Source organism: Meiothermus hypogaeus (assembly GCF_003574035.1).
Taxonomy (GTDB): domain Bacteria; phylum Deinococcota; class Deinococci; order Deinococcales; family Thermaceae; genus Meiothermus; species Meiothermus hypogaeus.
Window position 1 is genome coordinate 1 of the sequence record NZ_QWKY01000028.1, and the last position, 23,630, is coordinate 23,630.

General features: G+C 59.5%; 20 protein-coding genes and 1 tRNA gene. 12 read left to right on the plus strand and 9 right to left on the minus strand.

Annotated elements, in window-relative coordinates; all coding sequences use genetic code 11:
* Positions 1-289: 289 nt before the first annotated feature.
* From Mhypo_RS08835 to Mhypo_RS08855, 5 genes are all read right to left on the minus strand, one after another.
* Positions 290-964 carry a response regulator transcription factor gene (locus Mhypo_RS08835; protein WP_169735538.1) on the minus strand — a complete coding sequence of 225 codons (675 nt, stop codon included), beginning with the start codon at positions 962-964 and terminating at the stop codon, positions 290-292.
* A gap of 398 nt (positions 965-1,362) precedes the next feature.
* Complete coding sequence (locus Mhypo_RS08840; RefSeq protein ID WP_119340935.1) at positions 1,363-3,615, minus strand: endonuclease MutS2; 2,253 nt, start codon at positions 3,613-3,615, stop codon at positions 1,363-1,365.
* A 344-nt stretch (positions 3,616-3,959) separates the two neighbouring features.
* Positions 3,960-5,702, minus strand: a complete 1,743-nt coding sequence (locus Mhypo_RS08845; protein WP_119340936.1) for a glycoside hydrolase family 13 protein — start codon at positions 5,700-5,702, stop codon at positions 3,960-3,962.
* Positions 5,699-7,027 (minus strand): sugar ABC transporter permease, encoded by a 1,329-nt coding sequence (locus tag Mhypo_RS08850; protein ID WP_119340937.1) that lies wholly within the window; start codon positions 7,025-7,027, stop codon positions 5,699-5,701. Before Mhypo_RS08850 ends, Mhypo_RS08845 begins: the two co-directional genes overlap by 4 nt.
* The gene (locus tag Mhypo_RS08855) at positions 7,027-8,379 is read right to left on the minus strand and encodes an ABC transporter permease subunit (protein ID WP_119340938.1); all 1,353 of its coding nucleotides are present in this window, start codon (positions 8,377-8,379) and stop codon (positions 7,027-7,029) included. Before Mhypo_RS08855 ends, Mhypo_RS08850 begins: the two co-directional genes overlap by 1 nt.
* A 215-nt stretch (positions 8,380-8,594) precedes the next feature.
* On the opposite strand from Mhypo_RS08855, the gene Mhypo_RS08860 reads away from it, so the two are divergent.
* Positions 8,595-10,196 (plus strand): succinic semialdehyde dehydrogenase, encoded by a 1,602-nt coding sequence (locus tag Mhypo_RS08860; RefSeq protein WP_119340939.1) that lies wholly within the window; start codon positions 8,595-8,597, stop codon positions 10,194-10,196.
* Between the two features lie 2 nt (positions 10,197-10,198).
* On the opposite strand, the gene Mhypo_RS08865 is transcribed toward Mhypo_RS08860, so the two are convergent.
* From Mhypo_RS08865 to Mhypo_RS08875, 3 genes are all read right to left on the minus strand, one after another.
* Positions 10,199-10,840, minus strand: coding sequence for an anti-sigma factor (locus Mhypo_RS08865; RefSeq protein ID WP_119340940.1), 642 nt, complete (start codon positions 10,838-10,840; stop codon positions 10,199-10,201).
* Positions 10,837-11,391 carry an RNA polymerase sigma factor gene (locus Mhypo_RS08870; RefSeq protein ID WP_119340941.1) on the minus strand — a complete coding sequence of 185 codons (555 nt, stop codon included), beginning with the start codon at positions 11,389-11,391 and terminating at the stop codon, positions 10,837-10,839. The genes Mhypo_RS08865 and Mhypo_RS08870 overlap by 4 nt, the downstream gene beginning before the upstream one ends.
* A 103-nt stretch (positions 11,392-11,494) precedes the next feature.
* Complete coding sequence (locus Mhypo_RS08875; RefSeq protein WP_119340961.1) at positions 11,495-11,914, minus strand: OsmC family protein; 420 nt, start codon at positions 11,912-11,914, stop codon at positions 11,495-11,497.
* Positions 11,915-12,078: 164 nt separating this feature from the next.
* On the opposite strand from Mhypo_RS08875, the gene Mhypo_RS08880 reads away from it, so the two are divergent.
* The gene (locus tag Mhypo_RS08880; protein WP_371862141.1) at positions 12,079-12,900 is read left to right on the plus strand and encodes an alkaline phosphatase family protein; all 822 of its coding nucleotides are present in this window, start codon (positions 12,079-12,081) and stop codon (positions 12,898-12,900) included.
* Between the two features lie 30 nt (positions 12,901-12,930).
* Here the strand turns inward: Mhypo_RS08880 and Mhypo_RS08885 are convergent.
* Positions 12,931-13,005, minus strand: a tRNA-Thr gene (locus tag Mhypo_RS08885).
* A gap of 48 nt (positions 13,006-13,053) precedes the next feature.
* Here Mhypo_RS08885 and rph point away from each other — a divergent pair.
* The 10 genes from rph to Mhypo_RS08935 all read left to right on the plus strand — a co-directional run bounded on the left by rph (position 13,054) and on the right by Mhypo_RS08935 (position 23,513).
* Positions 13,054-13,770, plus strand: coding sequence for a ribonuclease PH (gene rph, locus Mhypo_RS08890; protein WP_119340942.1), 717 nt, complete (start codon positions 13,054-13,056; stop codon positions 13,768-13,770).
* Positions 13,771-13,860: 90 nt separating this feature from the next.
* The gene (gene rdgB, locus Mhypo_RS08895) at positions 13,861-14,472 is read left to right on the plus strand and encodes an RdgB/HAM1 family non-canonical purine NTP pyrophosphatase (RefSeq protein ID WP_119340943.1); all 612 of its coding nucleotides are present in this window, start codon (positions 13,861-13,863) and stop codon (positions 14,470-14,472) included.
* Between the two features lie 314 nt (positions 14,473-14,786).
* A complete protein-coding gene (locus Mhypo_RS08900) occupies positions 14,787-15,167 on the plus strand; it encodes a hypothetical protein (protein ID WP_119340963.1) in 381 nt (126 codons plus the stop codon).
* 12 nt (positions 15,168-15,179) lie between these two features.
* Positions 15,180-15,590 (plus strand): thrombospondin type 3 repeat-containing protein, encoded by a 411-nt coding sequence (locus Mhypo_RS08905; RefSeq protein WP_119340944.1) that lies wholly within the window; start codon positions 15,180-15,182, stop codon positions 15,588-15,590.
* Between the two features lie 465 nt (positions 15,591-16,055).
* Positions 16,056-16,757: an SDR family oxidoreductase gene (locus Mhypo_RS08910; protein ID WP_119340945.1), complete on the plus strand. Its 702-nt coding sequence runs from the start codon at positions 16,056-16,058 to the stop codon at positions 16,755-16,757.
* Positions 16,758-17,414: 657 nt separating this feature from the next.
* Positions 17,415-18,617: a sugar ABC transporter substrate-binding protein gene (locus Mhypo_RS08915; protein WP_119340946.1), complete on the plus strand. Its 1,203-nt coding sequence runs from the start codon at positions 17,415-17,417 to the stop codon at positions 18,615-18,617.
* Between the two features lie 183 nt (positions 18,618-18,800).
* Positions 18,801-19,835 (plus strand): S1C family serine protease, encoded by a 1,035-nt coding sequence (locus Mhypo_RS08920; RefSeq protein ID WP_119340947.1) that lies wholly within the window; start codon positions 18,801-18,803, stop codon positions 19,833-19,835.
* Between the two features lie 205 nt (positions 19,836-20,040).
* The gene (locus Mhypo_RS08925; RefSeq protein WP_119340948.1) at positions 20,041-21,381 is read left to right on the plus strand and encodes an aminotransferase class III-fold pyridoxal phosphate-dependent enzyme; all 1,341 of its coding nucleotides are present in this window, start codon (positions 20,041-20,043) and stop codon (positions 21,379-21,381) included.
* A 219-nt stretch (positions 21,382-21,600) separates the two neighbouring features.
* Positions 21,601-23,106 (plus strand): 4-alpha-glucanotransferase, encoded by a 1,506-nt coding sequence (gene malQ / locus Mhypo_RS08930; protein ID WP_119340949.1) that lies wholly within the window; start codon positions 21,601-21,603, stop codon positions 23,104-23,106.
* 11 nt (positions 23,107-23,117) lie between these two features.
* Complete coding sequence (locus Mhypo_RS08935) at positions 23,118-23,513, plus strand: VOC family protein (RefSeq protein WP_119340950.1); 396 nt, start codon at positions 23,118-23,120, stop codon at positions 23,511-23,513.
* The last annotated feature ends 117 nt before the right edge of the window (positions 23,514-23,630 follow it).

Here is a 23,630-nt window from a genome sequence, read left to right on the forward strand (position 1 = left end):
CTGAGCTGCAGCCCGTGGAACGAACCTGGGGGCTGATTGATGGGGTGGTGGCCAATGGGCAGGTGGAGGATGAAGAGGCACTGTGGAGCAAAGTGGAAGCCCGCTGTGCCTACCTGCAGACCCAGCCTGCGCTCGTACAGAGCTACACCCTGTTTCATTGGTGGCCAATGGGATGCTAAGAGAATGACTCAGAAGGATTTTATATGAGACGCATCGGATGCTCGATGGCATCCAACCTGGGCTTGCAGCGGTTGCTTGTAAGCCCAACGAATCTGGCGCGAGGCGTTTCTCAATCCTCACGCAGCACGTATCCCACCCCGCGCACCGTGTGAATCAGGCGGCGCTCGCCGGTGCCCTCGAGCTTCTTGCGCAAATACCCAATGTACACGTCCACTACGTTGGAGCCGCCCTGGTAGCCCGGCCAGACCTTTTCTTCAATCTCGAAGCGGCTGAAGACCTTGCCAGGGCTCTTGGCCAGCAGCTCCAGCAACTCAAACTCCTTGTTGGAGAACTCGATACGCCGCCCGGCCCGATAGACCTCACGACCCTCCAGGTTAATAATCAGGTCGGAGACGCGAATCTCGCCGGTGATGGCCGGGGTTACCCGGCGCAGGTGGGCGCGGATGCGGGCCAGCAGCTCCTCGATGCTGAAGGGCTTGACCAGATAGTCGTCGGCCCCGGCGTCCAGCCCCTCGACCTTGTCCTCCACCCGGTCTTTGGCGGTCAGAATCACAATGGGCACGTTGGAGGTTTTGCGTATCCGGCGGGCCACCTCGAGGCCGTCCATCACCGGCAGCATCAGGTCCATCACCACCAGGTTGGGGTTGGTCTCGCGGAAACGTGAAAGCCCGGTGATGCCGTCATAAGCCACCTCGGTGCGGTAGCCTTCGGCCTGGAGCTCGAGCTCGATAAAGCGGGCGATGTCCTTCTCGTCTTCGACGATCAGGATTAAGGGTTGATCCATGCCTTCCATATCAGCAGGGTAGCTGGATTTCTCATGAGAATCATGGCTAATCCACTAAGGATTAACTCACTTTTACGACTTGGATGAGACCATCGCCAGGAGTGGCTGCGGCTAAAGGGGATAGCCCTTGGCTTGAAGGATGTTGTAGTTCACAGGTCTTATACCAGATTCGGTCAGTTCGGCGCCGGATGGCGGCGAACTAACCCGACCGAAGGGAGTGCTCTAGGATTCAAAAAGATAGCCTATGGTGGTCTTTGGTTTGAATGATTATCTTTATTGAATCCGGTATTAGGTCTCAGGTCGAACCTGGGGGATATTGAAACGGGCGTTGGGCTCTGCTTATCTAGACCTCAAGTCGTTTTTCATTGGAGAATCGCCAAAATGGCACTCCATTTGCTTCAAATACGCAGATGCACCACCGTGACCCCATGCCCACCCTCGTACGGGACGGCATCGTGGAAAGTTTCTACCCGGCGGTCACGCTTGAGCGAATCGCGCAAGGCGTTGCGCAAGGCACCTGTGCCCTTGCCATGCAAGAGGCGCACAGGGGTAGTAGCGGTGGCCTTGGCTTCGGCCAGATAATCGTCCACGGCCAGCAAGGCTTCCTCCACCGTTAGCCCCCGCAGGTTAAGTTCGCTGGCAATTTTGGCTTTGTGCTGGACACGGCCCTCCGATTTGCGGGATTTGGGTTCCTCTCTGGGTTGCAATCGAGCGATGGGTACGGTGAGCCGTACCGCACCCATTTGCAGTACGGCTTCCTGACCCCTGAGTTCGACAATGGTTCCCTGGCCACCATACTCGGGCACCTCCACCACAGACCCCGGTTGTAAGCCCGGCCTGGGTGTTGCGGTTTTTTCTGGGCGCTGGTAGCGGCTTCGTAGCTGAATAAGCTCCTGCATAACCTGCCCCTGGCCCTGGGTTTTGCTGCGCTCACGGGTCTGGCGGATGCGCTCTTGCGCTTCCCTTACCACCTGTTCGGCCTGGGCGCGGGCTTCCTCGAGCAAGCGTTCCTTGTTTTGTGTTAGTTCGGCGAGTTGCCGGGTCAGCTCCTGCTCCAAGCCCTTGACCCTATGCTGCTGGTGCTCGGCTACCTGCCGCGCTTCCCTCAAACGTTCACGTTCGACCTCGAGCGCAGCCAGCAAGCGCTCCAGCCGCCCCCCCTCGGGCCCCAGCAAAGCCTCGGCCCGCTCGAGCTGAGCCTGTGGAAAACCTAGCCGCCGGGCAATCGAGAGGGCATAGCTGCGCCCCGGCGCCCCTACTACCAGTTCGTAGGTGGGTCTCAGGTGCTCCAGATCAAAGCGCATCGAGGCGTTTTGCACACCCGGAGTGTCCTGGGCAAAAGCCTTCAGGGGGGAAAGGTGGGTGGTAATCAGCCCGCGTACCCCCTTTTGCAGTAATCCCTCCACAAAGGCTTGCGCGAGCGCTGCACCCTCCTCGGGGTCGGTGCCCGAGCCGAGCTCGTCGATCAGCACCAGGCTATGGGGGGTGGCCGCTTCCAGTACCTCTTTGAGTTTGAGCACGTGGGCCGCGAAGGTGGAGAGGCTTTCCTGGAGCGATTGCTGGTCGCCGATGTCCACAAACAGTCTGTCCGGGAAGGCCAGTTCGGCGGCTTCGGCAGCCACAAACAGCCCACACTGGGCCATCAGCACTGCCAGGCCCAGGGTTTTCAAGAGGGCGGTCTTGCCCCCCATGTTGGGGCCGGTGACCAGTAAGATTCGCCCTTCTGCCGAGAGGGCCAGGTCGTTGCTGACGGGATTTTTGATAAGCGGATGGCGGGCGGACTTGAGAAGGTAATGCCCCTCCTGGTTCAGTTGGGGTCGCGCCAGGCTCCAGTCCTCGGCCAGGCTCGCAGCAGCGCGGGCGATGTCGAGTTCGGTGAGGGCGTGGAGGGTTTCATCGAGCTCGAGGTCGCCCCCCAGAATAGCCGATAGCTCGAAGAGCACCCGGTTGACCTCGGCTTCTTCCTCGAGCCGCAGGCTGGCGAGCTGGTTGTTGAGGGGCACCACCGCAGAAGGCTCCATGTACACGGTGAGCCCCGAGTCGGACTGATCCAGGATGATACCCGGAATTTTGTGCTGGAAGCTGGCCTTGACCGGAATCACGTAGCGTTCGCGCCGTAAGGTGATGAAGCGCTCCTGGATGGCCTCTGGCTGCCGGTCCATCAGCTGGTGCAGCCTGTCCTGAATCTGCTCACGCAAGGGGTTCACCCGCCGACGGATTTCCCGCAGCCGGGGGGTGGCCTCGTCCCGCACGTGGCCTGCTTGGTCCAGGCACTCCCGGATGCGCCGCAGGAAGTAGGTGTGCTCCCCGATGCGGGCCGCCAGGGCCTTCAAATGCTCGCCAATCTCCAAAAGCTCGTGCTTGAGGGCCACTGCTGCTTCCAGGCTGGCGGCCACTTCGCGCAGCTGCAAACCTTCCAGCCGCAGTCCTTCCCTGGCGGCTACTAGGGCGGGTCGTAGATCGGAGATGCCCCCCAGCCGATAGGGGTAGGCCAGGGCCTCGGCCACGGTGGCCTGCTGGGCCTGGGCCTCCTCGAGGGTGGCCCGGGGTTGTAATGCTAGGAGCGCCTCCCGGCCCATAAAGGTAGAGGCCCGCTCGGCCAGGGCCTCTCGGATACGGTCAAAATCCAGCGCTTCAAGAACCCCTTGCATACCCAACCCAAAGGGTAAGTATAGCTCAGCGGCCCTTGCAGGATGCGACCTGGGTTACCTACCGCTAGGGCAACCGCAAAGTTGCCCTAGCGCACCCTTCCTAGACGTTGCCACCCACGAAAACGAGAATGCGTCTGCGCCCAGACGCATGTTACGCACCCAAGCGTGGGCCGGGCCCGGCCCACGCTTGGGTTTCGAGTTTCCGGGCGGCAACGGTTCTGTCTGGGATAGAGGATTCTTGATTCTCGGGAGGCTCATTCTATGTGAAGAGCGCCCTAACCGTCCCCCACAAGGGGAGAGGGGAGTGTGCCTTGTGGTTTTCTGACTATGCGGTTGCCTTGTACCTAACGCAGCAAGCGAAAAATCCCTAAACCCAAAAGCCGAACAGAGCCCCCTACCCTTTGACCAGTTAAGAGATTCTCGGCCTGGGGGAGCTGCACCTCGGTGGGCTCCAAAGCCGCGTATACCCAGACCTCTTCACCATCGTAGAGGCGCTTGTAGCCCAGTAGCTTTTCCGAAACCTGCAGGGGTTGCAAGCCGCCTCGGCGCAGGGCCGGGGTATTTTTCTTGAGCCAGATGAGCTTTTTTGTCCAGGTCAGCACTTCTTTGTTCCACCTGCGCTCGTCCCAGGGAAACGTTCCCCGGCACATGGGGTCGCCGTTCCAGTCTGTGTAAGGGTTGGCCTGGTCGAGGCCAATTTCGTCACCGTAGTAAAGGCCCGGCGCACCCGGAAAGGTCAGCAAGATGCCCAAAGCCAGCTTGAACCGCTCCACATCCCCCTTGAGCCGCCAGAGCGCCCGGGGGATGTCATGGCTACTGATCAGGGTGTACATGCTTTGGCGGAGCTGAAGCGGCAAGGCCGTGTAGTGATCCCACAAGGTCTCCCAGAGCTCTTCGGTTGAGACTGCCACATCCCACCCATACACATTCTTACCCGACAGCCACTCCATCAGGGGGTTGGCGAACCCTGCGTAGTGCATGGAGCCATCCAGGGTGTGAGCCCGCAGGGTGGGCAGGGTGTCGAAAAACAGCTCACCAAACACCAAGGCCTCGGGGTTTTCCTCTACGCTGTTGTGCTTGATCAGGCGCAGAATTTCGCTGTTGCGGCGGTCGGTGCCTCCCTCGCCCATCTGGTGGGCCACATCCAGCCGCCAGCCATCGGCCCCCTTGCGAATCCAGTGCCGCACCGGGGCGTGATAGCCGTCCAGCCAGCGCTCCACCGTGAGGGGGTTGGCGTAGTCCAGCTTGGGCAGGGTTTTGACGCCAAAGAAAGCCGCATAGGAGCCATCGGCATAAAAGGTGAACTGTCCGGCCTCGGGGGCGGTGGGGTCGTGCAGGGCTTTCTGGAAGTCGGGGTGGCTGTTGCCGATGTGGTTGAACACCCCGTCCAGCACCAGTTTCATACCCCGGCGGTGCAGGGCCTCTACCAGCCGGTCAAAGGCTTCGTTGCCGCCTAGGTGGGGGTCTACGTTCAGGTAATCGCGCGCATCGTAGCGGTGATTGGAGCCCGAGGGCAGGATGGGATTAAGGTACAGGACCTCGACGCCCAGGTCTTGCAGATAGTCCAGCTTTTCCAGGATGCCCTCGAGGTCGCCGCCGTAGTGCTGAATGGGCCCCTCGCCCGGCCCGTAGCCCAGCGGTTCGTCCCAGTCTTTCTTCACGATGGGCCGCCCTTGATAGAGCCACTCGCCGGTTTGCGGGTCGTTGTGGGGGTTGCCGTTGCGAAAGCGGTCGGGGAATATCTGATAGAACACCGCCCCCACCGCCCAGTCCGGTACGGTGGGTTGGGCCAGCAGGTGAAAAAACTTGTCGTAGCGTGGCAGGGCCCCGCGCAGCCCATCTGCGGTCAGGTAGGTTTTTTCTTGAGGCAGGAAAAAGCAGTAGCGCAGGGGCGAGCTGTATAGCGGAAGCCGAATCTCTAGCCCCCCCGCTATGGCCTTCATGGGCCGGCGCTCCACCTCGCCGTAGCGCTCGAGGATCAAAAAACCCTCTTTGGCCGGTGTTTTTAGCCGCAGGGTGATTTCCTGTCCCAGCTCTGGTCTAAGGGGGTCTACACAGAAAGGTTCCCAGTCGTGGTAGTGCCTCATTCCTTCACCGAGCCTGCAGTGTATCCCGATACGAAATAACGCTGGAACCCGTAGAAGGTCAGCAGAATGGGCAGCGAACCCAGCACCGCCGCCGCTGCAAAGAGCCCCCAGCGGGTGGAGAACTGCCCGGTAGTAAAGTTGCGCAGCCCCATTCCCACCGTCCAGGACTCCACCCCGGTGAGGAACAGGTTCGCCACAATAAACTCCGAGTAAGTGCCTACAAACTGTAGCAAAAAGATAAACACGAACATGGGCGCCGAAAGGGGCATCAGGATTTTGGTAAAGACCTGCCACTTGCTGGCCCCGTCAATCAGGGCGGCTTCCTCCAGGCTCTTGGAGATGCTTTCCAGAAAACCCTTGTAGACCCAGGTTCCAAAGCTGATAATGCCGCCCGAATAGGCCAGCACCAGGCCGGTAAAGGTATTCAGGAGGCCCAGGTTGGAAATCAGGATGTAGGTCGCAACCAGGCCCAAGAACCCCGGGAACATCTGAATGAAAATAAACACCAGCAGCATGGTGTAGCGCCCCGGAAAGTTGAACCGGGCAAACGCATAGCCTGCCGTAGCGGTCAGCAGTACCGCCAGGATGCCGGTAATACCGGAAACAAACAAGGTATTGCGCACCCACAGCACAAACTTGGCCTCGGTGCCCTGGCCGGTGAACTGGGCAGGGGAGAGGAAGATGACCAGGATGAAGCTGAGGATGGCAAAGATTGTCAGGCTGCGTCCTTGTAGCAAGGCCCAGGGGCTGTCGGTTCGGTCGTCCCCAATGATACGGCGATAGGCAGCCATGGCAATGACAAGGACCAGGCATAGGGCTGCAATCGCCAGCAAGACCGCCTGGTAAGGGTAGAGGATAAAGCCATCGAAAAGTTTGGCGTAGTTTTCCCAGCTAAGTTGCGAGAAGTCCGGTATCACCCGGGCCCGCACCAGCAGGTTGTCGCTGGCTGGGGGCAGAATGCGATAAAGGGTATTGCGGGGGTCGAAGGAGGCGGCCAGAATTTGCAGCACAGGATAATAGGCAAAGACCAGCACCAAAAACATGAACAGGTGGGTGAGGCCCTGCCCAAAGAGGGGCCAGAAGCTGCGCTTGCGACGGGTGCGGCTATTGTTGATATAGGTGACCAGCCAGGCGTAGGCCAGAATCAGCCCGATGATAATCAGGAGGCCGCTCAGGGCATAGACCCAGCCGTTCTCGACGCGAATAAAACCTGGAGGGGTGTTGGGCTGAATGCGGGCCAGGAGGCCGGGGAAGTAGACAAAAAGCACCCAGGCAGCCAGGAGGCCGAGCACCGCCCAGCCGAGGTAACGTGAAAGGGCAGCCATCAGCGCACCTCCTTGAGGGCACCGGTAAAGCGGAAGTTAATGAGGCTAATAGCCACGGTGAGGAAGAAAATCAGGATGGATATGGCCCCTCCGAGGCCGTAGGCCTGGCCTCCGTCGGACTGGAAGGCTGTTTTATAGGCCCAGGTGATGAGGATGTCGGCAGCCTGGGCAGTGGAAGGGCGCCCTTCGACTCCCGGTTGCACCCCCATCAGATAAATCAGCCCAAAATTGTTAAAGTTGAAGGCAAACGAGCCCAGCACCAATGGGATGAAGGGCTGGCGCAGCAGGGGCAAGGTGATGCCGGTGAGGGTCTGAAGGCCATTGGCCCCGTCTATTTTGGCCGCCTCGTACACATCATCGGAGATGGTAGAGAGGGCGCCCAGGGTGGCGGTCATCCAGTAGGGAAACCCCAGCCACAGGCTGATAAACAGGGCCGATACCTTGAACCACTCGGGGTCGGTAAGCCAGGGAACCGGGTAGGAGCCCAGCAGCCCCAACAAGCGGTTGATGGGGCCAAACTGCACGTTGAGCATGGCGGTGAAAATCTGCACGCTGATGACCACCGGAATGGCCCAGGAGATGATCAGGGCCGTGCGATAAAAGCCCCGCAAAGCCAGGTTTTTGTTGTTGAGCATCAGGCCCAGAACGAGTCCCGGGATGGCCCCCACAAACACGGCACCCGCTGCGAAAATGATGTTCCAGATCAGCACTGGAATCAGAATGGTGCCTGCGCGGCTAAAAATCTCGGCAAAATTGCGGAAGCCGATAAACTTGAAGTCGTTGATTTTGTAGACCAGGGTGGGGGTGAAGGGCGGAGGCGCGGTGAGGGTGATGGTGCCCCCGCTGGCCTGCTCTGCGGTCACGCGGGCTCGCTGGGTACGGGTGGTGATTTCCAGGGCCTGGCCGGCGCAGTCGGGCTGGTCGCAGCGCAGCAGGTCGTGGGCGTTGCCGTCCACAAACAACTGCCGTTCTTCCACGCGCACAACCTCGGTCTCGGTGGAGCGGTCGGGTTTGCCGTTGCGGATGCCGGTGTAATCGGTGAAACCATAGTAGATGGTCAGGATGATGGGAAACAGCGTGAAGGCCAGCAAGAAGGTGATGGCCGGGAGGAGGTAGTACCAGTCGGTCAGGTAGGGAACCCGCCGCCCCAGCAATACCAAAATGGGGATGAGGACAATGGTGCCAAAAACTAGAATCAGGTAGCCAGGGTAGCCTTCATCTACCGGCCTGGGGAAGGCAGCTTGCAAACCCCAGAAAATTAGCAATCCGACCAGCGCAGCGACGATTAGGGCTCCACCCAACAACCCAATCGCGATCAAAAAACCTCGAGCGCCAGGGGGGGAACGATACATAAAAAACCTCCGTTGACGTTGTTTGGTATGAACCCAATCAACGAACCTTTTTGAACGCCCTCAGCATATACAAGGCGGCCTTAATTTGTAAGGGCCTCGAGGCTGATTTTGGGCTAAGGGTCGTTATGGAAGCGCTTTATTTTTTGGGTGGATTAGGCTACGGGCTTGCTGGAGATCTTGACGAGGCCGACTTTGCAGCCCACCATGGGTTTTAGATGATCGAGACTGGACGACTCAGTGTCATCAATCCTCCCCGCGAGGCCCCTCAGTTCACCCCCGAACTGCTGGAACGGCTGGCCAGGCGGGTATCGCTATGGGGCGAACGGGCCCGACAGACCCTGTACTCCCCCTTCGATGGAAGCGTGCTGGGGGCCATTCCGATTTGCTCCCCCGAGGATGTCCAGCAGGCCGTCCGGCTAGCCAGAACGGCCCAGGCGGCCTGGGCTAAAGTGGATCCCAAAACCAGGGCGCGCATTATGCTGCGTTTTCACGACCTGCTCCTGGAGCGGCAGGAAGAAATCCTCGACCTGACCCAATACGAAACCGGCAAGGCCCGCCGCGATGCCCAGGAGGAGCTGTTGGACTCGGCCATCGTGGCGCAATTCTACGCCACCCGTAGCCCCGGCTGGCTGCGGCCGAGGCGCACCGGCGGTACTTTTGTGGGCCTGACCCAGACCTGGGAGTACCGCCACCCGGTGGGGGTGGTGGGGGTGATCTCGCCCTGGAACTACCCACTGGTCATGGCGGTCAGTGAGCCGATTCCGGCCCTGATGGCGGGCAATGCGGTGGTGCTCAAGCCCGACCCCCAGACCACATTTACGGCTTTGTGGATTCAGGCCCTGATGGAGGAGACCGGTCTGCCAGCCGAGCTGTTTCAAATTGTGACCGGCGGGGCGGAGGTGGGAGCGGCCCTGGTGGCCTCGGCCGACTTCATCGCCCTGACCGGCAGCACCCCCACCGGGCGCAAGGTGGCTCGGCAGGCCGGGGAGCGGCTGATTGGGGTGAGCCTCGAGCTCGGCGGCAAAAACCCCATGCTGGTGCTGGAGGATGCCAACCTCGAGGCCGCCGTGGACGGGGCCATTCACGGGGCCTTTGCCAATGCGGGACAGCTTTGCGTCTCGCTCGAGCGCATATATGTCCACGAAAAAGTCTTCGAGGCCTTTACCCGTCGCTTAGTGGAAAAAACCCTGAATCTGCGCCTGGGGGCCACCCTCGACCACCGCTCGCAGATGGGCTCCCTGACCGTGCAGCGGCAGTTCGACACCGTGCTGGCCCACGTGCAGGACGCGGTAGCCAAAGGGGCCAGGGTGCTGGCGGGCGGGCGGCCCAGGCCCGACCTAGGCCCGCTCTTTTTCGAGCCGACCATCCTCACAGGCGTCACCCCGGAGATGCGCGTGTACAGCGAGGAGACCTTTGGCCCGGTGGTGAGCTTGTACAAGTTTAGCGACCTCGAGCAGGTACTCACCCTCATCAACCACAGCGAGTACGGCCTCAATGCCAGCGTCTGGACCAAAGACCTCCGTAAGGGCCGCGAAGTGGCCGCGCGCATCCAGGCCGGAACGGTCAACATCAACGAGAGCTATGCCGCGGCCTGGGCCTCGATGGACGCCCCCATGGGCGGCTTCAAGGCCTCGGGGCTGGGGCGGCGGCACGGCAGGGAAGGGCTCTACCGCTTTACCGAGGTACAGACCATCGCCATCGAGCGCCTGGTTCCCGTCACCGGCCCGACCTGGCTTCCGAGGGGCTGGTATGGGCGCATCGTGACGGCGGCCTTGCGGGTCTTCAAGTGGCTGACCCGCTTGTGGTACCGGGTATAGGGCTACGAGGTGGGCACCCGGCCCAGGGGCTGTGTGGGCTGGGGGCTGCCGCCGGGGGGCTCGAGGCTCACCCCCATGAAGTCGAACCCTTCGTAGTCGGTCTCGAACACCCGCCCCGAAAAAACCCCTAGCGAAACCGGGTCTGCGTCGTTCTTGCGGCCCCAGGCCTGGTAGACCCTGCCTGGAGGCGGAGGCTCACGCAGCACCATCAAGCAGGGCCCCTCCTCCCGCCAGAGCATGGTGCCAAAGGACTGACCTTCGCTGTTCTTGATGAGCTGCCACTTCACCTCGGGATCGGCCAGCCAGCGGGCCACCGTGGCCTGTTCCTGAGCGAGTGTCTGGTACTGCCGGTACAGACCCACGCCCCAGCCCCCCAAACCCAGTGCCGCCACTACCAACACCGCAGCCGCCCAACGCAAGAAATTCCGCCTGGGGTGGGTTCTTTGCTGAATCCGGGCCCACACCCGCGGGGGTGGCGTCACCGGCGGCAGGCTCTCGGGGAGCCGCATTAGCGCCGCCTGAAGCTCCAGGAGTTCCTGACGCAGTTCGGCAGAGGATTGCAGGGCTTGCTCGAGTCGGGTCTTTTCTTCGCCCTCCAGTAGGCCCAGGGCGTAGTCGGGCAGCAATTCGCGGAGGTCTTTCATGCTTCCTCCGAAACCTGCGGTCCGCCCAGGTACGCGCGTAGCTTGAGCAGGGCCCGGCGCAGCCGGGTCTTGATCGTACCCAAAGGTAGCTGATGGCGCTCGGCCAGCTCACTGTGGCTAAAGCCATCGAAAAAGGCTTCTTCTAACAGTTGGCGGTCGGAGGGCTCGAGCCTTTGCAAGGCCCGGCGTACCAGAATCCGGTCAGTGGGATCGTCCTCCCGCCACAGGCCCAGCTCCTGATCCGGGCTGTGCAGGTCGTGGTCTTCGAGTTTCTGGGGCCTTGCCTTGCGGCTGCGTAAACGCGAAAGGGCTAAATTACGCCCGATGGTGAATAAAAATGCCGTCACACTGCCGCGCTCCGGCTGGTAACGGGCGGCCTCCCGGTAAAGCTGGACAAAACTATCTTGCAAAATCTCTTCGGCCTCCTCGCGGCTCTGGAGCATCCGCAGGAGAAGCGCGTACAGCGAGGGGCTATAGCGACGGTATAGCTCTTCCAAAGCACGCTCATCCCCTTTGGCAAGGAACGACAGCAGGGCAGTGTCTGGCTCCACGCCTCCATTCAACACTACGTTTGGCTCTGGCGCTATAGATGTTCAAGTATATTAAATCCTCAAGCGCCATTTCCCCTAGGGGTTTAACTTGGTTCGGTGGTACTCAGGTCAGTCGGGCCTCGAGGGTAATTTCGGGAACTGCGGCCAATGCTTTGGAAATGGGACACTTAGCCTTGGCTTCCTGGGCCAGCTCCTGAAACTTGTCTGCATCAATACCGGGCACATTAGCCACCAGATGAAGCTCAATTTTGGTGACGGTGGGGCCGTCGCCCAGGTGTACCTTGGCAGTAGCATTCAGTTCTTCAGGCGGGGTGTTGTTGTTGGTGAGCAAAGCCGAAAGAAACATAGCGTAGCAGCCTGCATGGGCCGCGCCAATCAGTTCCTCGGGGTTGGTGCCGCTGGCATTGGCGAACCTCGAGGCCCAGGTATAAGGGCCCTCGTACACCCCGCTTTCCAGTTTCAGGTGGCCTTGACCTTCCTTCAGGGTACCTTTCCAGACCGCGTTGGCTGAACGTATGGGCATAGCATGGCTCCTTTCGCTTACCATCATGCGCTCCTGGAGGTGGGCCTGGCTGTGTTCCAGGTTGCATGTTTGGGTCATGGGCAGTGATAGTGGCTTAGCCGTTCGCGGTACGCATTGCTTCGGATTTGACCATTCCACCCTCAAAAGCGCACAATGCCTGGGTGCTGGCGTTTTTGTTCGTGGATGGCCTGGGACTCTCCGACGACCTCCGCAGCCCCCTTCGGCGCTTGACTTTGCCCACCTTGCGGGCTTTGAGCGGTGGGTTTGGTCGCCAGCCGATTAGCAAGTCCCATCTGGCCTACCGCCCCCTGGATGCGCGACTTGGGGTAGAGGGCTTGCCGCAGTCGGGCACGGGCCAGACCGCCTTGCTGACCGGGCACAACGCGGCCATGTTGCTGGGCCATCACCAGGGGCCGCACCCCTTTAGCAAGCTGCAAAAGCTGCTGCAACAGGATAGCCTCCAGGTCTGGGCTGTGCAGCAGGGCTTGCGGGTTTTGCACGCCAACGGCTACCGGCGCGAGTATCTGGAAAGGGTGAGGGAGAGCCGCCGCAATCTGCTTTCGGCCTTTGGATTTGCCGCCAGAGCAGCCAACCTGGAGCTTCTTCCCATCGAGCACCCCAAGGCCTTTTTGCCTGCCTTCTGGCCAGGGCCGGAAGCTGCAGGCGAGCGCCTGGCCCGGACAGCCCGAGAGCACGATCTGACCATCTTGGAAAGCTGGGCCCTGGATTATTCGGCCCACCGCTTACCGGACAAGCTGGATGAGCGCTTTGTAGAGCTGGATCAGTTTCTGTACGGCTTTCTGAACGCAAGTGCTGACGTCACGCTAATCCTCAGCGCCGACCACGGCAATGCCGAGGAACCCTGGCATGCCCAGCACACCCTCAATCCAGTGCCACTGGTGGTTTATGGCCCCCTGGCCAGGACGGTTTACGAAATGCAAAGCCTTACGGACCTGGCCCCCTGGCTAAAGCAGCAACTGGGCTAGTTTGACCGCTGGTGCCCGGATTGGCTTTGTTGGAGCCGGTGGTCGGATTTGAACCGACGACCGCTCGATTACGAATCGAGTGCTCTACCGCTGAGCTACACCGGCACGCTTGGATATTCTAGCGGTATCGGCCCGTATGGTAAAGTCGCGGCGATGAAACGCAAGGATGGTCGCACGGCCCAGGAGCTGCGTCCCCTCACGCTGCGGATGGGCTACGTAGAGTATGCCGAAGGTTCGGCGCTGGTAGAGCTGGGAAATACCCGGGTCCTGGTGAATGTTTCCCTGGCCGAAGGGGTACCCCGGCACGTCTCGGGGCGCGAAGGCTGGCTGATGGCCGAGTACAACTTGTTACCTCGCTCTACCAAAGAACGTAAGGAGCGAGAACGGCAAAAAATTTCGGGCCGTACGGCCGAGATTCAGCGGTTTTTGGGTCGGGCCTTTCGGGCTGCGCTGGATTTGAGCTTGTTGCCGAACAAGACGGTAGTGATCGATGCCGATGTGCTCCAGGCCGATGGTGGAACCCGAGTCGCCTCGCTTTTGGGAGGATATGCCGCTTTGCATATGGCTATGGATCGCCTGGTTAGCCGGGGCAAGATTGACGAATGGCCCCTGACCGAGTTTGCGGCTGTCAGCGTGGGGTGGATGGCGGATGACAGCCTACTGCTGGATTTGACCCAGGTTGAGGACGAGAACGCCTGGGCCGATCTGACGGTGGTGGCCACCCGGTCGGGCGACATCATCGAGCTACATGGAGCGGGCGAGGGCCGCCCGGTGCCCAAAGCAACCTATCAGGCCATGCTGGAACTGGGGCTGGCCCAAATTCCCGAGATGGTGCGGCGGGTACATGGACAGCTAAAAAACCGGGTTTGATTGGGGTGGCCGCCGCACACAGGGCGCTGGATTGATGGGCTTGCTCATATGCCTGCGGCTTTTGGCCATGATGCGGTTAAGATGTACTAGATGCGCCTGCTGATTGCTACGTCCAACCCAGGCAAGTTTCGCGAGATTAAAGAGGGGCTGGCGCCCCTGGGCTGGACGCTCTTTTCCCTGCTGGACTACCCCTTCAAAATGCCGCCCGAAGAAGGCTCTACCTTTGAGGATAACGCGGTGTTGAAAGCGGCCTATGCGGCCAAGCACAGTGGTATGCCCACCCTGGCTGACGACTCGGGCCTCGAGGTCCTGGCCCTGGGGGGGGAGCCTGGGGTGTACTCGGCCCGCTACGGCAACAAGAAAACCGACATGGAGCGCAATGTGTATTTGCTCGAGCGCCTCAAGGGGGTTCCTAAAGCTGAACGCAAAGCCAAATTTGTGGCCGTGGTGGTGATTGCCTACCCCGATGGCTACATGGAACTCTACCGGGGCGAGACCGAAGGGGAAATCCTCGAGGCTCCCCGGGGCGAGTGGGGTTTTGGCTACGACCCCCTGTTTTACCTGCCCGAGGTGGGCAAAACCTTCGCCGAGATGACCCTCGAGCAGAAAGCTGCCCACTCCCACCGGGGCAAGGCCCTGCGAATGCTCGTGGATGCGCATAAGTTTGGATTGCCCCGCAAGGAACAGCCTCAACAGGAGTAGGCCTGCCTCGAGGCGGCCTGAATCCAACCCGTATGGTCTATGCGTATACGGGTTTGGAGGTTCCAACCATGAAACGATGTTGAGGTATGCCTGTTTTGCCCGCTTCGGGAAAGCCCAAGGGTGGGAGGGGCTTGGCGCTAAGGAACAGAAGTCGGTTCGCTTTTTGCCCTTCATGGAGGATTTGGGCTTGGAAAACAAAACAACCTGCAACTGGGGCGTCCGACTTTTTGTGACCGGTATTCGCCAACCTGGCCCGAATGAAAGCCTATATGGCCTGAACCCGCCAGGGCCTGCTCGTGGGGTACAATTTGCTCATGCGAGTCCTGGCTGTTGTGGTGTTGTTGGGTCTGCTTTCGGCTTGCCAGTCGAATCAACAGCAATGCACCGTGATTCGGGCGGTCGGAGTAACGCAAGGTTTCAAAGTGGCCAATACCGATAGCCCCAATGCCACCATCAAAAAAGGAGGATGCATCGAGTTTGTGTACGATGACGAGACCGGAGCCACACACCTTGTCCAGAGCAAACCCGGTACTCCTAAGGAGTTGGGATTTAGTACCTATCCCATGGGCTTCAAAGGGTACAAGGAGAGAATTGTCTTCAACATCGCCGGGGAGATTGAATACATTTGCTCGACTCAAGATGTCAACGGCTCACATGCCAAAACCATGAACGGAATAATAACGGTGCAACCCTAAAAGGAGTCATCCATGCGTAAAGCTGGTCTTTTGCTACTGGTGCTGGTCGTTGCATTGGTGCCTTTTGCTGCGGCTCGCCCGCCCTATCGGCTTCAAACCATCAATCAGTTCAACCTTGTGGCCGATCGCGGCGATGTGCGCACGGTAAGCTGTCAGTACTGCCACGTGAATGCCAACGGCGGAGCTCCCTGGAATGCGTTTGGTAAAGAAGTGCAGTCTAACTTCAAAGGCAATATTGGGGATGCCCTCTATGAGGCCCTCAAAGCCATGAAAGACTCCGATGGCGATGGCTATGCCGATGTGCTCGAGGTCTTTGCCGGAACGCTACCGGGCGATGCCAGCAGCAAACCGCTGGTTACCCCGCAGTTCCTCATGCAGAGCCTGGAAAAAGCGGGTGGTGTGGATATTTACAAGCCCAAGTAATACCAGATTCGGTTAGTTCGTCACCAAAGGGTGACGAACTAACCCGACCGAAGTTATCCGCGTAGCGGAGGGCGATACCGCCCCTTGGAAGTTATCCGCGTAGCGGAGGGCGATACCGCCCCTTGGAAGTTATCCGCGTAGCGGAGGGCGATACCGCCCCTTGGAAGTTATCCGCGTAGCGGAGGGCGATACCGCCCCTTGGAAGCAAGACGCTTTCTTCGCCGACCGATAGGGAGGAGTGTGCTCTAGGATTCAAAAGACAGCCTCTGGTGTTTTTGGTTTTGTAAACTGTCTTTTTGAATCCGGTATAAGAGCGGCCTTCCACGAATACCCAGAACAGCGGGTTTTGCTGTTCTGGGTAAAACACTCCGCATCGCATGTGGCGTGTTTGTGGGAAACGCGATAAGGGATGAATGGTGTGGGCGAACCTTGTGTTCGTCCACTTTTTTTCTGCACGATGAGGGTATGACAAGTTTGCGTGGAAAAGTCGCTTTGGTTACGGGGGCTTCCTCGGGTATCGGCCTCGAGATTGCCAGGCAACTGGTTGCGGGCGGGGTAGGGGTGGGGTTGTTTGCCCGTAGCCAGGCCAAGTTGGCCCGCCTTGTGGGGGAGTTGGGTAGCAGCCTGGCCCTGCCAGGAGACATTACCCGTTACGAGGATGTAGAGAGAGCCGTGCACCAGCTCGAGGCCCATTTTGGCGGCCTGGACTACCTGATCAACAACGCTGGGGTGGGCATTTTTAAGCCCGTCCACGAACTGAGTCCCGACGAGTGGCAGCAGGTGCTGCAAACCAACCTGACCGGACCTTTTTTTGCCACCAGAGCTGCCGTGCCCGCCATGCAGAAGCGGGGTGGGGGCCACATCATTAATATCGGTTCCCTGGCGGGGAAGAATGCTTTTGCGAACGGGGCAGCCTACAACGCCAGCAAGTTTGGCCTGCTGGGCTTTTCCGAAGCCTCCTTGCTGGATCTGCGCTACTACGGGATTCGCGTCAGCAGCATCTTGCCCGGTTCCGTAGACACGCCCTTTGCCGGCAACAGCACTGGAGCCGCCTGGAAAATCCAGCCCCAGGATATTGCCCAGGCAGTGTTATACCTGCTGCAAAGCGACCCCCGCATCATTCCCAGCCAGCTTGATCTGCGCCCCAGTCAGCCTCCAAGGAAGTGAGCAGCGGGGTTCCCACAAGAGCTTGATCCGCAGCCTACTTTCCGAATACCCATCTTTGGGCTCTGGGCCGTTTGTGTGTAGCTACCCTGGGTCAAGAATCTTTTGAACCCGTCCAGAAAACATCCATGTAGTGCGAGATAAGCAAACAGGTTCAGCGGTTATGTTTCAGGAACTGGACATTTGTCCCCACTCATACCAGATTCGGTTAGTTCGTCACCCTTTGGTGACGAACTAACCCGACCGAAGTTATCCGCGTAGCGGAGGGCGATACCGCCCCTTGGAAGCAAGACGCTTTCTTCGCCGACCGACAGGGAGGGGAGTGCTCTAGGATTCAAAAAGACAGCCTCTAGTGTTTTTGGTTTTGTAAACTGTCTTTTTGAATCCGGTATCAGACCCTCTGGCTGCTTATCGCTGAATCCTCGGAAAATTGCTCGGGTACGCCAATGTTGAACCAGGCCCCAGCAGAGTCCTGGGGTGATTCCAGACTCTTTACTTCGCTCCGGATTGTAGTAAGATACCATTTGACGCAGAAGGCAGATGATCAAAAAGTAACGTTTGGAACATTGTGGAAACGCTGCCATACACTGCTGTCGTGATCCAGAGCAAGCTATGTTTCGATCCCGCATCCGGGACATAGCTTGGAAACAGGAGGAGGAGATGAAGAAAGGTCTTTTGATTGCAGCCATAGCGGCCCTGGGTTTGGTGGGCTCGGCTCTGGCGCAGGGCAGGCTTACGGTCTGGACGCACTACGGCGGCCCTGAGCTGGCCTGGCTCAAACAAACCGCAGCCAACTTTGCCAAGAGCAGCGGCACCCAGGTAGAAGTAGTAGAAGTGCCTTTTGGCGATATTCAGAACAAGTTCATCCTGGGAGCGCCCCAGGGCCAGGCTGCCGATCTGGTGGTGAGCATTCCCCACGACTGGGTGGGGGCCATGGCAGCGGCGGGTGTGTTAGAGCCCATGGGCAAGTATGCGACCAGCAGCTATATTCAGAGCCTCTCGGATGTGGCGGTTGAGGCCCTCACCTACCGTAATCAACTCTTTGCCCTGCCAATGTTCGCGGAGTCGGTGGCGCTTATCTACAACAAGAAGCTGGTTAAGGAAGCCCCCAAAACCTGGGACGAGTTCCTAAAGATTGCCCAGGACAACACCAAGGGCAATTCCTTCGGGTTCCTCTACGACCTGGCCAACCCCTATTTCAACTACGGCTGGTTCACCGCTTACGGGGCCTCGGTGTTTGGTCGTACTGCACAGGGGGTAGATGCTAGCCAGACCCGCCTGGGCGGTGATGCAGGCAACCGTGCGGTGAGCTTCATTAAGGATTTGCGCTACCGTTACCGCTTGATTCCCGAGGGCGTGGACTATGGCGTGGCCGACAGCGCCTTCAAGGAAGGCGCCCTGGCCATGATTCTCAACGGCCCCTGGGCGATTGGCGACTACAAGAAGGCCAACATTGACTTTGGTATTGCACCCATACCCAACCCCCCCGGTGGTCAGCAGTGGCGTCCGTTTGTGGGGGTGCAGGGTGTGGCTATGAATGCTTACTCGCGCAACAAGACCGCAGCTGCCAACTTTGCCAAGCTGCTGGTGAGCACCCAGAACCAGATCGCCTTCAATAAAGCCGGTGGCCGTCTGCCGGTTTCTAAACAGGCCGTCCAGCAGCTGCGCAACGATCCGGTGGTGGCGGGCTTTTCGGCTACCATCGCCTTAGGTTCGCCCATGCCCAACATCCCCGAGATGGGTAAGGTGTGGGGGCCCTGGGGGAATGCCCTGTCGCAGGCCGTCCAGAAGTCGGACACCAACGTGGCCCAAATCGTGGCGGCTATGGTAGCAGAAATTAACCGGGGCCTTTCGGGCCGATAGGGTAGTGCCCACGAATACCCGATACGACGAAAACCTTCGCTTTCTGAACCCCCTTCGTGAGAAGGGGGTTTTATCCACTAGTAGATGAGAGAAAAAAGTGTGCATTCCAACATCGAAATTATGCGCCGATAGGCTACTCTATTTTTCATAGCTGCGCTTCGGCGCACGGACAGGAGACCCTCCATGCGGCGTTCTTGGATAATTTTCGCGGTAGTGGCTTACCTCGGCACGCTGGCTGCGGTGATTCATGCACAGCCGGTACAGACGCCCGGAACCCTAACCGCCGAAATTCGAAGCGCCCTCGAGCAGGTCTACACCCGTGCCCTCCCAGGGGCGGTACGCATTGAGACAATCCCTGAAGGCACGGGTTCCGGTTTTTTTATCAGCGCGGATGGGCTGGTCATGACGGCTTATCACGTAATTGAAGATACGCAGAGTTTTCGGGTGGTGAACTATAAAAATGAGTCGTTCCCCGCAGAATTAGTGGGCTATGACGAGTTTCGCGATATTGCCATCTTGCGAGCCCGGGTGAATGCGCCGGTGCCGTTCCTGGTGCTCGAGACCAGTCAGGGTCCACGTGTAGGCGAGCCTTTGCTGGCCATTGGGAACTCGAGGGGGGCCTTTATTGCGCCGCGCTATGGGCTGGTTAATACCGTCGAACGCGACATTTTCCCCTTCTTCAACTCTATCGCTATTTCTACCACCATTCCCCTGGCCCCCGGCGACTCGGGCGGCCCGGTAATCAACCAGGCCGGGCGGGTGGTTGCGGTAGTGGTGGCGATTGGTCAGCCCAACGGGGTGTTTGAGAGCTACCTGTCGCCTTTACTGGGCCTGGATGAGGTGATAGGCCAGCTAAAAACAGGTCGTAAACGCGATGTGCCTTATATTGGAGTGCAACTTTTCCAGATTGATGATGACACCGCCACCACGCTGCGCATCCCCAAGGAAGGGGTTTTGATCCGAGGGCTGCTGCGGGGCGGAGCTGCCGAGCGAGCGGGCCTGCGTGGCTTTGCGGTGCGCCGGGAGAACGGCCAGGAAGTCTACGATTTTGACGTGATTCTCGAGGCCGATGGTAGACCTTTCAACGATGTCACCGAGCTCCAGCGCTATATCCGCAGCAAAGAGGTAGGTGACAACGTGACCCTGACCATACGGCGGGGCAGCCAGACCCTCAAAATTGAACTCAAACTCACCGCCAACCCAACCCGGCGCGGCTAGATTAGGTTTTCGTTCTCCTTTCCAAGTCAGGTAGTACCAGATTCGGTTGGTTCGTCACCATTTGGTGGCGAATGGGGGTACGCGAAAAATTTGAAAAACTTATTGCATTTTGTAAAGAATACTTATCAAACTTGACACTCTGACCATTGCTTCACCCTGCCCGGGCTACTACCATTGGAGGAAAGTCCTGAAGGGAGGCCCTTTTATGGAACGCCCATCTAAAGAAGTAATCCAGGAGAACCGCGACTACACCCTATTTTCGTGGTCGGTGCAAAGCACCTCGAACCCCATCCACATGGCTCGCTCGCAGGGAGTGTGGTTCTGGGACGGCGATGGCAATAAATGGCTGGATTTTAGCAGCCAGCTCATCAACATCAATGTGGGGCACCAGCACCCCAAGGTACTCGAGGCCATCAAGAAGCAAGTGGATGAACTCTGCTTTGCGGGCCCCAGCTTTGCCACTGAGCCCCGGGGGCAACTGGGTAAGAAACTGGCCGAAGTGACGGGCCTGGCCAAGTCGTTTTTCTGCCTGGGCGGGGCCGAGGCCAACGAAAATGCCATGAAGATGGCCCGCCTTTACACGGGCCGCGACAAGATCATCACCCGCTACCGCAGCTACCATGGCGCTACCATGGGCGCCATGACCGCCTCGGGCGACCCCCGGCGCTGGCCGGTGGAGCCGGGCATTCCGGGCATCGTGCGGGCCTTCGACCCCTACTGCTACCGCTGCCCCTTTGGCAAGACCCCGGATAGCTGCCAGCGGGAGTGCGTGAGCCACATCGAAGAAATCATCCAGATGGAAGGCCCCCACACCATCGCGGCCATCATGGTCGAGGGCATTACCGGCTCCAACGGGCTTCTGGTGCCCCCCGACGACTACTACCCCAAGCTGCGGGCGCTATGCGACAAATACGGCATTCTCCTCATTACCGATGAGGTGATGAGCGGCTTCGGGCGCACGGGTAAGTGGCTTTCTACTCAGCACTACGGCATCAAGCCGGACATCGTGACCTGTGCCAAAGGCCTCACCAGCGGTTACATGCCCCTGGGAGCGGTGATTGTCTCCAAGCCGATTGCCGATTTCTTTGAAGACCACATGCTCTGGGGGGGGCTGACTTACTCGGGCCACCCGGTCTCCTGCGCCGCCGCTGTAGCGAACCTCGCGGTCTACGAGGAAGAACACCTGTTCGAAAACACCGAAGCGCAAGGGAAATACTTGGGGGAGCGGCTCGAGGCCATGCGCAAGAAGTACGCCTGTGTGGGCGACGTGCGCTACATCGGGCTTTTTAGCGTGCTCGAGCTGGTCAAGGACAAAGCCACCAAGGAGCCCCTGGCTCCCTTCAACGGCACCTCACCCGAGATGCAGAAGCTGGCGGGCTACCTCAAGTCCAAGCACATCTACGCCTTCAGCCGCTTCAACATGCTCTGGGTTTGCCCACCGCTGGTTATTAACCGCGAAGAACTCAAATACGGCCTGGACGTGATCGAAGAGGGTCTGGCCCTGGTGGATGAGGCGCTGGGCGTGGTGGGGGCGGCTGCCGACTAGGCGAAAGTTCAAGCAGCGTTGCCTTTTTGCGAAAGACCAACCCGAAGCCACCGGTAACCTTGGCGGCCTGGTAAGTAAAGCTCAGCGCCCCAGGGCGTCAGGGTAGGTTTGGCCTGGAGTCCGATTGTGGGTGCGCTTTCTCGGAAAGTGGGTCATGGGGTGTCTTCCGCTATAGAAGCGCTTCCATCCTGTACTCAGGTGGTTTAGACTACGCTTACTATGCAAATTGAGCGTTCGTTCGGGATTCTGCTCCACCCCACCAGTTTTCCGGGTCGGTGGGGGATGGGGGCTTTGGGCCGGGAGGCAGAGCGGTTTTTGGACTGGCTGGCTTCGACTGGCGCTAAGTGGTGGCAGGTGTTGCCGCTGGGCCCTACCAGCTACGGCGACTCGCCCTACCAGTCCTTCTCGGCATTTGCCGGAAACCCCTACCTGGTAGACCCGGAAATGCTCATAGAAAAGGGCTGGCTGGAAAAAACCGAGGAACCCCCGCAGTACCCTGCCGATGGTGTTAATTACGGCTGGCTCTACGAGACCCGCTGGCCCCTCCTGCGGCGGGCTTTCACCGGGTTTCAGGCCCGGGGTTCCGCGCAGGACAAAGCGCTTCTAGAGGCTTTTATCCAGGCCGAACAGGCCTGGCTGGAAGACTTTGCTCTGTTCATGGCGCTCAAGACCCGCTTTGGCGGCAAGCCCTGGAACGAGTGGAGCCCCGAGCTGCGCGACCGCAAACCGGCAGCCCTGGCCAAAGCCCGCGAAGAGCTGGCCTACGAGGTGGCCTTGCACGAGTGGATTCAGTGGTTGTTTTACACCGAGTGGGGTAAGACCAAGGCCTATGCCGAGTCTAAAGGCATTCGGATTATTGGGGACATGCCCATCTTTGTGGCCTTCGACTCCTCGGATGTGTGGGCCCACCCGCAATACTTTTACCTCGATGCCGATGGCAACCCCACCGTTGTGGCGGGTGTTCCACCCGACTACTTTTCCGAAACCGGCCAGCTCTGGGGCAACCCGCTGTACCGCTGGGATGTGATGGAGGAAGAGAACTTTGCCTGGTGGATTTCCCGCATCCAGCAGTCGCTCAAGCAATGCCACTTGGTACGCATAGACCACTTTCGGGGCTTTGAAGCCTACTGGGAAATTCCTTTTGGCATGCCCAACGCCATCAAGGGCCGCTGGGTCAAGGCGCCGGGTGAAAAACTTTTCAAGGCGGTGCGAGCTGCGTTGGGAGATGCGCCGATTATTGCCGAGGATCTGGGGGTCATCACGCCCGAGGTAGAAGCCCTGCGCGATGGGTTTGGCTTTCCCGGCATGAAGATTCTCCAGTTCGCTTTTTCCGACGATACAAACGTTTTCTTGCCGCACAACTATCCCCCGCATGGCAACGTGATTGTGTACAGCGGCACCCACGATAACGACACCAGCCTGGGGTGGTTCCGCACCGCGCCCGCGGCTGAACGGGCCTTCATGCGCGACTACCTGGCCCGCTACGATATCCGTTGCCTGTCGGAATACGAAGTGGCGGGCGCCCTGATTGAGCTGGCCTTCAAGAGCCCGGCCAACCTGGCGGTGGCGCCCATGCAAGACGTGTTGGGTTTGGGCACCGAGGCCCGCATGAACTTTCCCGGCAGGCTGGGGGGTAACTGGTCGTGGCGCTATGGCGAAGCGGCCCTCGAGCCTGGCCTGGCCGCAGGGTTGCGGGCGCTGGCCGAGGTCAACCGCCGGGTCTAGCGGAGGTTCAGATGAAGATTGGGGGGGTGCTCGAGACCTGCCTCTACGCGCCCGACCTGGACGCCGCCAAGGGCTTCTACCAGGGGCTGCTGGGCCTGGAGCTCTTTGCCGAGCAGCCGGGGCGGCATCTGTTCTTTCGCGCAGGGTCGGGGGTCTTTTTAGTGTTCAACCCCGAAGCCACCCATCAAGAAACCCTTTTGCCGCCGCATGGCGCTGAGGGCAGCGTGCACGTGTGCTTCAGGGTGCCTGCAGAGGAACTGCCTGGCTGGGCGGCGCGGCTCGAGGCCCACGGTTACGCCGTTACCTGGGCAGAGTGGAAGGCAGGCCGGAGCCTGTACGTCTACGACCCCGCCGGCAACCTGGTCGAGCTGGCCCCGGCGGCGATATGGGGCTTAGCAGATAGCTGATGGTCTATGGTCTAAAGCCGATGGCCTACAGTGCATTCCTGCTAGTGGGCTCTACCCAGTCATACCAACTTTACCTAGGCAGTTAGCTTTGAGGGTCGTCGCAAGCTCCCTCATCCG

What these genes read in the sequence shown, in the direction of transcription:
- Mhypo_RS08915 (WP_119340946.1), top strand. Translation starts at nt 17,415, where the DNA reads ATGAAGAAAGGTCTTTTGATTGCAGCCATAGCGGCCCTGGGTTTGGTG.
- rdgB (WP_119340943.1), top strand. Translation starts at nt 13,861, where the DNA reads ATGCGCCTGCTGATTGCTACGTCCAACCCAGGCAAGTTTCGCGAGATT.
- Mhypo_RS08845 (WP_119340936.1), bottom strand. Translation starts at nt 5,702, where the DNA reads ATGAGGCACTACCACGACTGGGAACCTTTCTGTGTAGACCCCCTTAGA.
- Mhypo_RS08900 (WP_119340963.1), top strand. Translation starts at nt 14,787, where the DNA reads ATGCGAGTCCTGGCTGTTGTGGTGTTGTTGGGTCTGCTTTCGGCTTGC.
- Mhypo_RS08855 (WP_119340938.1), bottom strand. Translation starts at nt 8,379, where the DNA reads ATGTATCGTTCCCCCCCTGGCGCTCGAGGTTTTTTGATCGCGATTGGG.
- Mhypo_RS08875 (WP_119340961.1), bottom strand. Translation starts at nt 11,914, where the DNA reads ATGCCCATACGTTCAGCCAACGCGGTCTGGAAAGGTACCCTGAAGGAA.
- Mhypo_RS08935 (WP_119340950.1), top strand. Translation starts at nt 23,118, where the DNA reads ATGAAGATTGGGGGGGTGCTCGAGACCTGCCTCTACGCGCCCGACCTG.
- Mhypo_RS08835 (WP_169735538.1), bottom strand. Translation starts at nt 964, where the DNA reads ATGGATCAACCCTTAATCCTGATCGTCGAAGACGAGAAGGACATCGCC.
- Mhypo_RS08910 (WP_119340945.1), top strand. Translation starts at nt 16,056, where the DNA reads ATGACAAGTTTGCGTGGAAAAGTCGCTTTGGTTACGGGGGCTTCCTCG.
- malQ (WP_119340949.1), top strand. Translation starts at nt 21,601, where the DNA reads ATGCAAATTGAGCGTTCGTTCGGGATTCTGCTCCACCCCACCAGTTTT.
- Mhypo_RS08860 (WP_119340939.1), top strand. Translation starts at nt 8,595, where the DNA reads ATGATCGAGACTGGACGACTCAGTGTCATCAATCCTCCCCGCGAGGCC.
- rph (WP_119340942.1), top strand. Translation starts at nt 13,054, where the DNA reads ATGAAACGCAAGGATGGTCGCACGGCCCAGGAGCTGCGTCCCCTCACG.
- Mhypo_RS08840 (WP_119340935.1), bottom strand. Translation starts at nt 3,615, where the DNA reads ATGCAAGGGGTTCTTGAAGCGCTGGATTTTGACCGTATCCGAGAGGCC.
- Mhypo_RS08925 (WP_119340948.1), top strand. Translation starts at nt 20,041, where the DNA reads ATGGAACGCCCATCTAAAGAAGTAATCCAGGAGAACCGCGACTACACC.
- Mhypo_RS08905 (WP_119340944.1), top strand. Translation starts at nt 15,180, where the DNA reads ATGCGTAAAGCTGGTCTTTTGCTACTGGTGCTGGTCGTTGCATTGGTG.
- Mhypo_RS08920 (WP_119340947.1), top strand. Translation starts at nt 18,801, where the DNA reads ATGCGGCGTTCTTGGATAATTTTCGCGGTAGTGGCTTACCTCGGCACG.
- Mhypo_RS08865 (WP_119340940.1), bottom strand. Translation starts at nt 10,840, where the DNA reads ATGAAAGACCTCCGCGAATTGCTGCCCGACTACGCCCTGGGCCTACTG.
- Mhypo_RS08850 (WP_119340937.1), bottom strand. Translation starts at nt 7,027, where the DNA reads ATGGCTGCCCTTTCACGTTACCTCGGCTGGGCGGTGCTCGGCCTCCTG.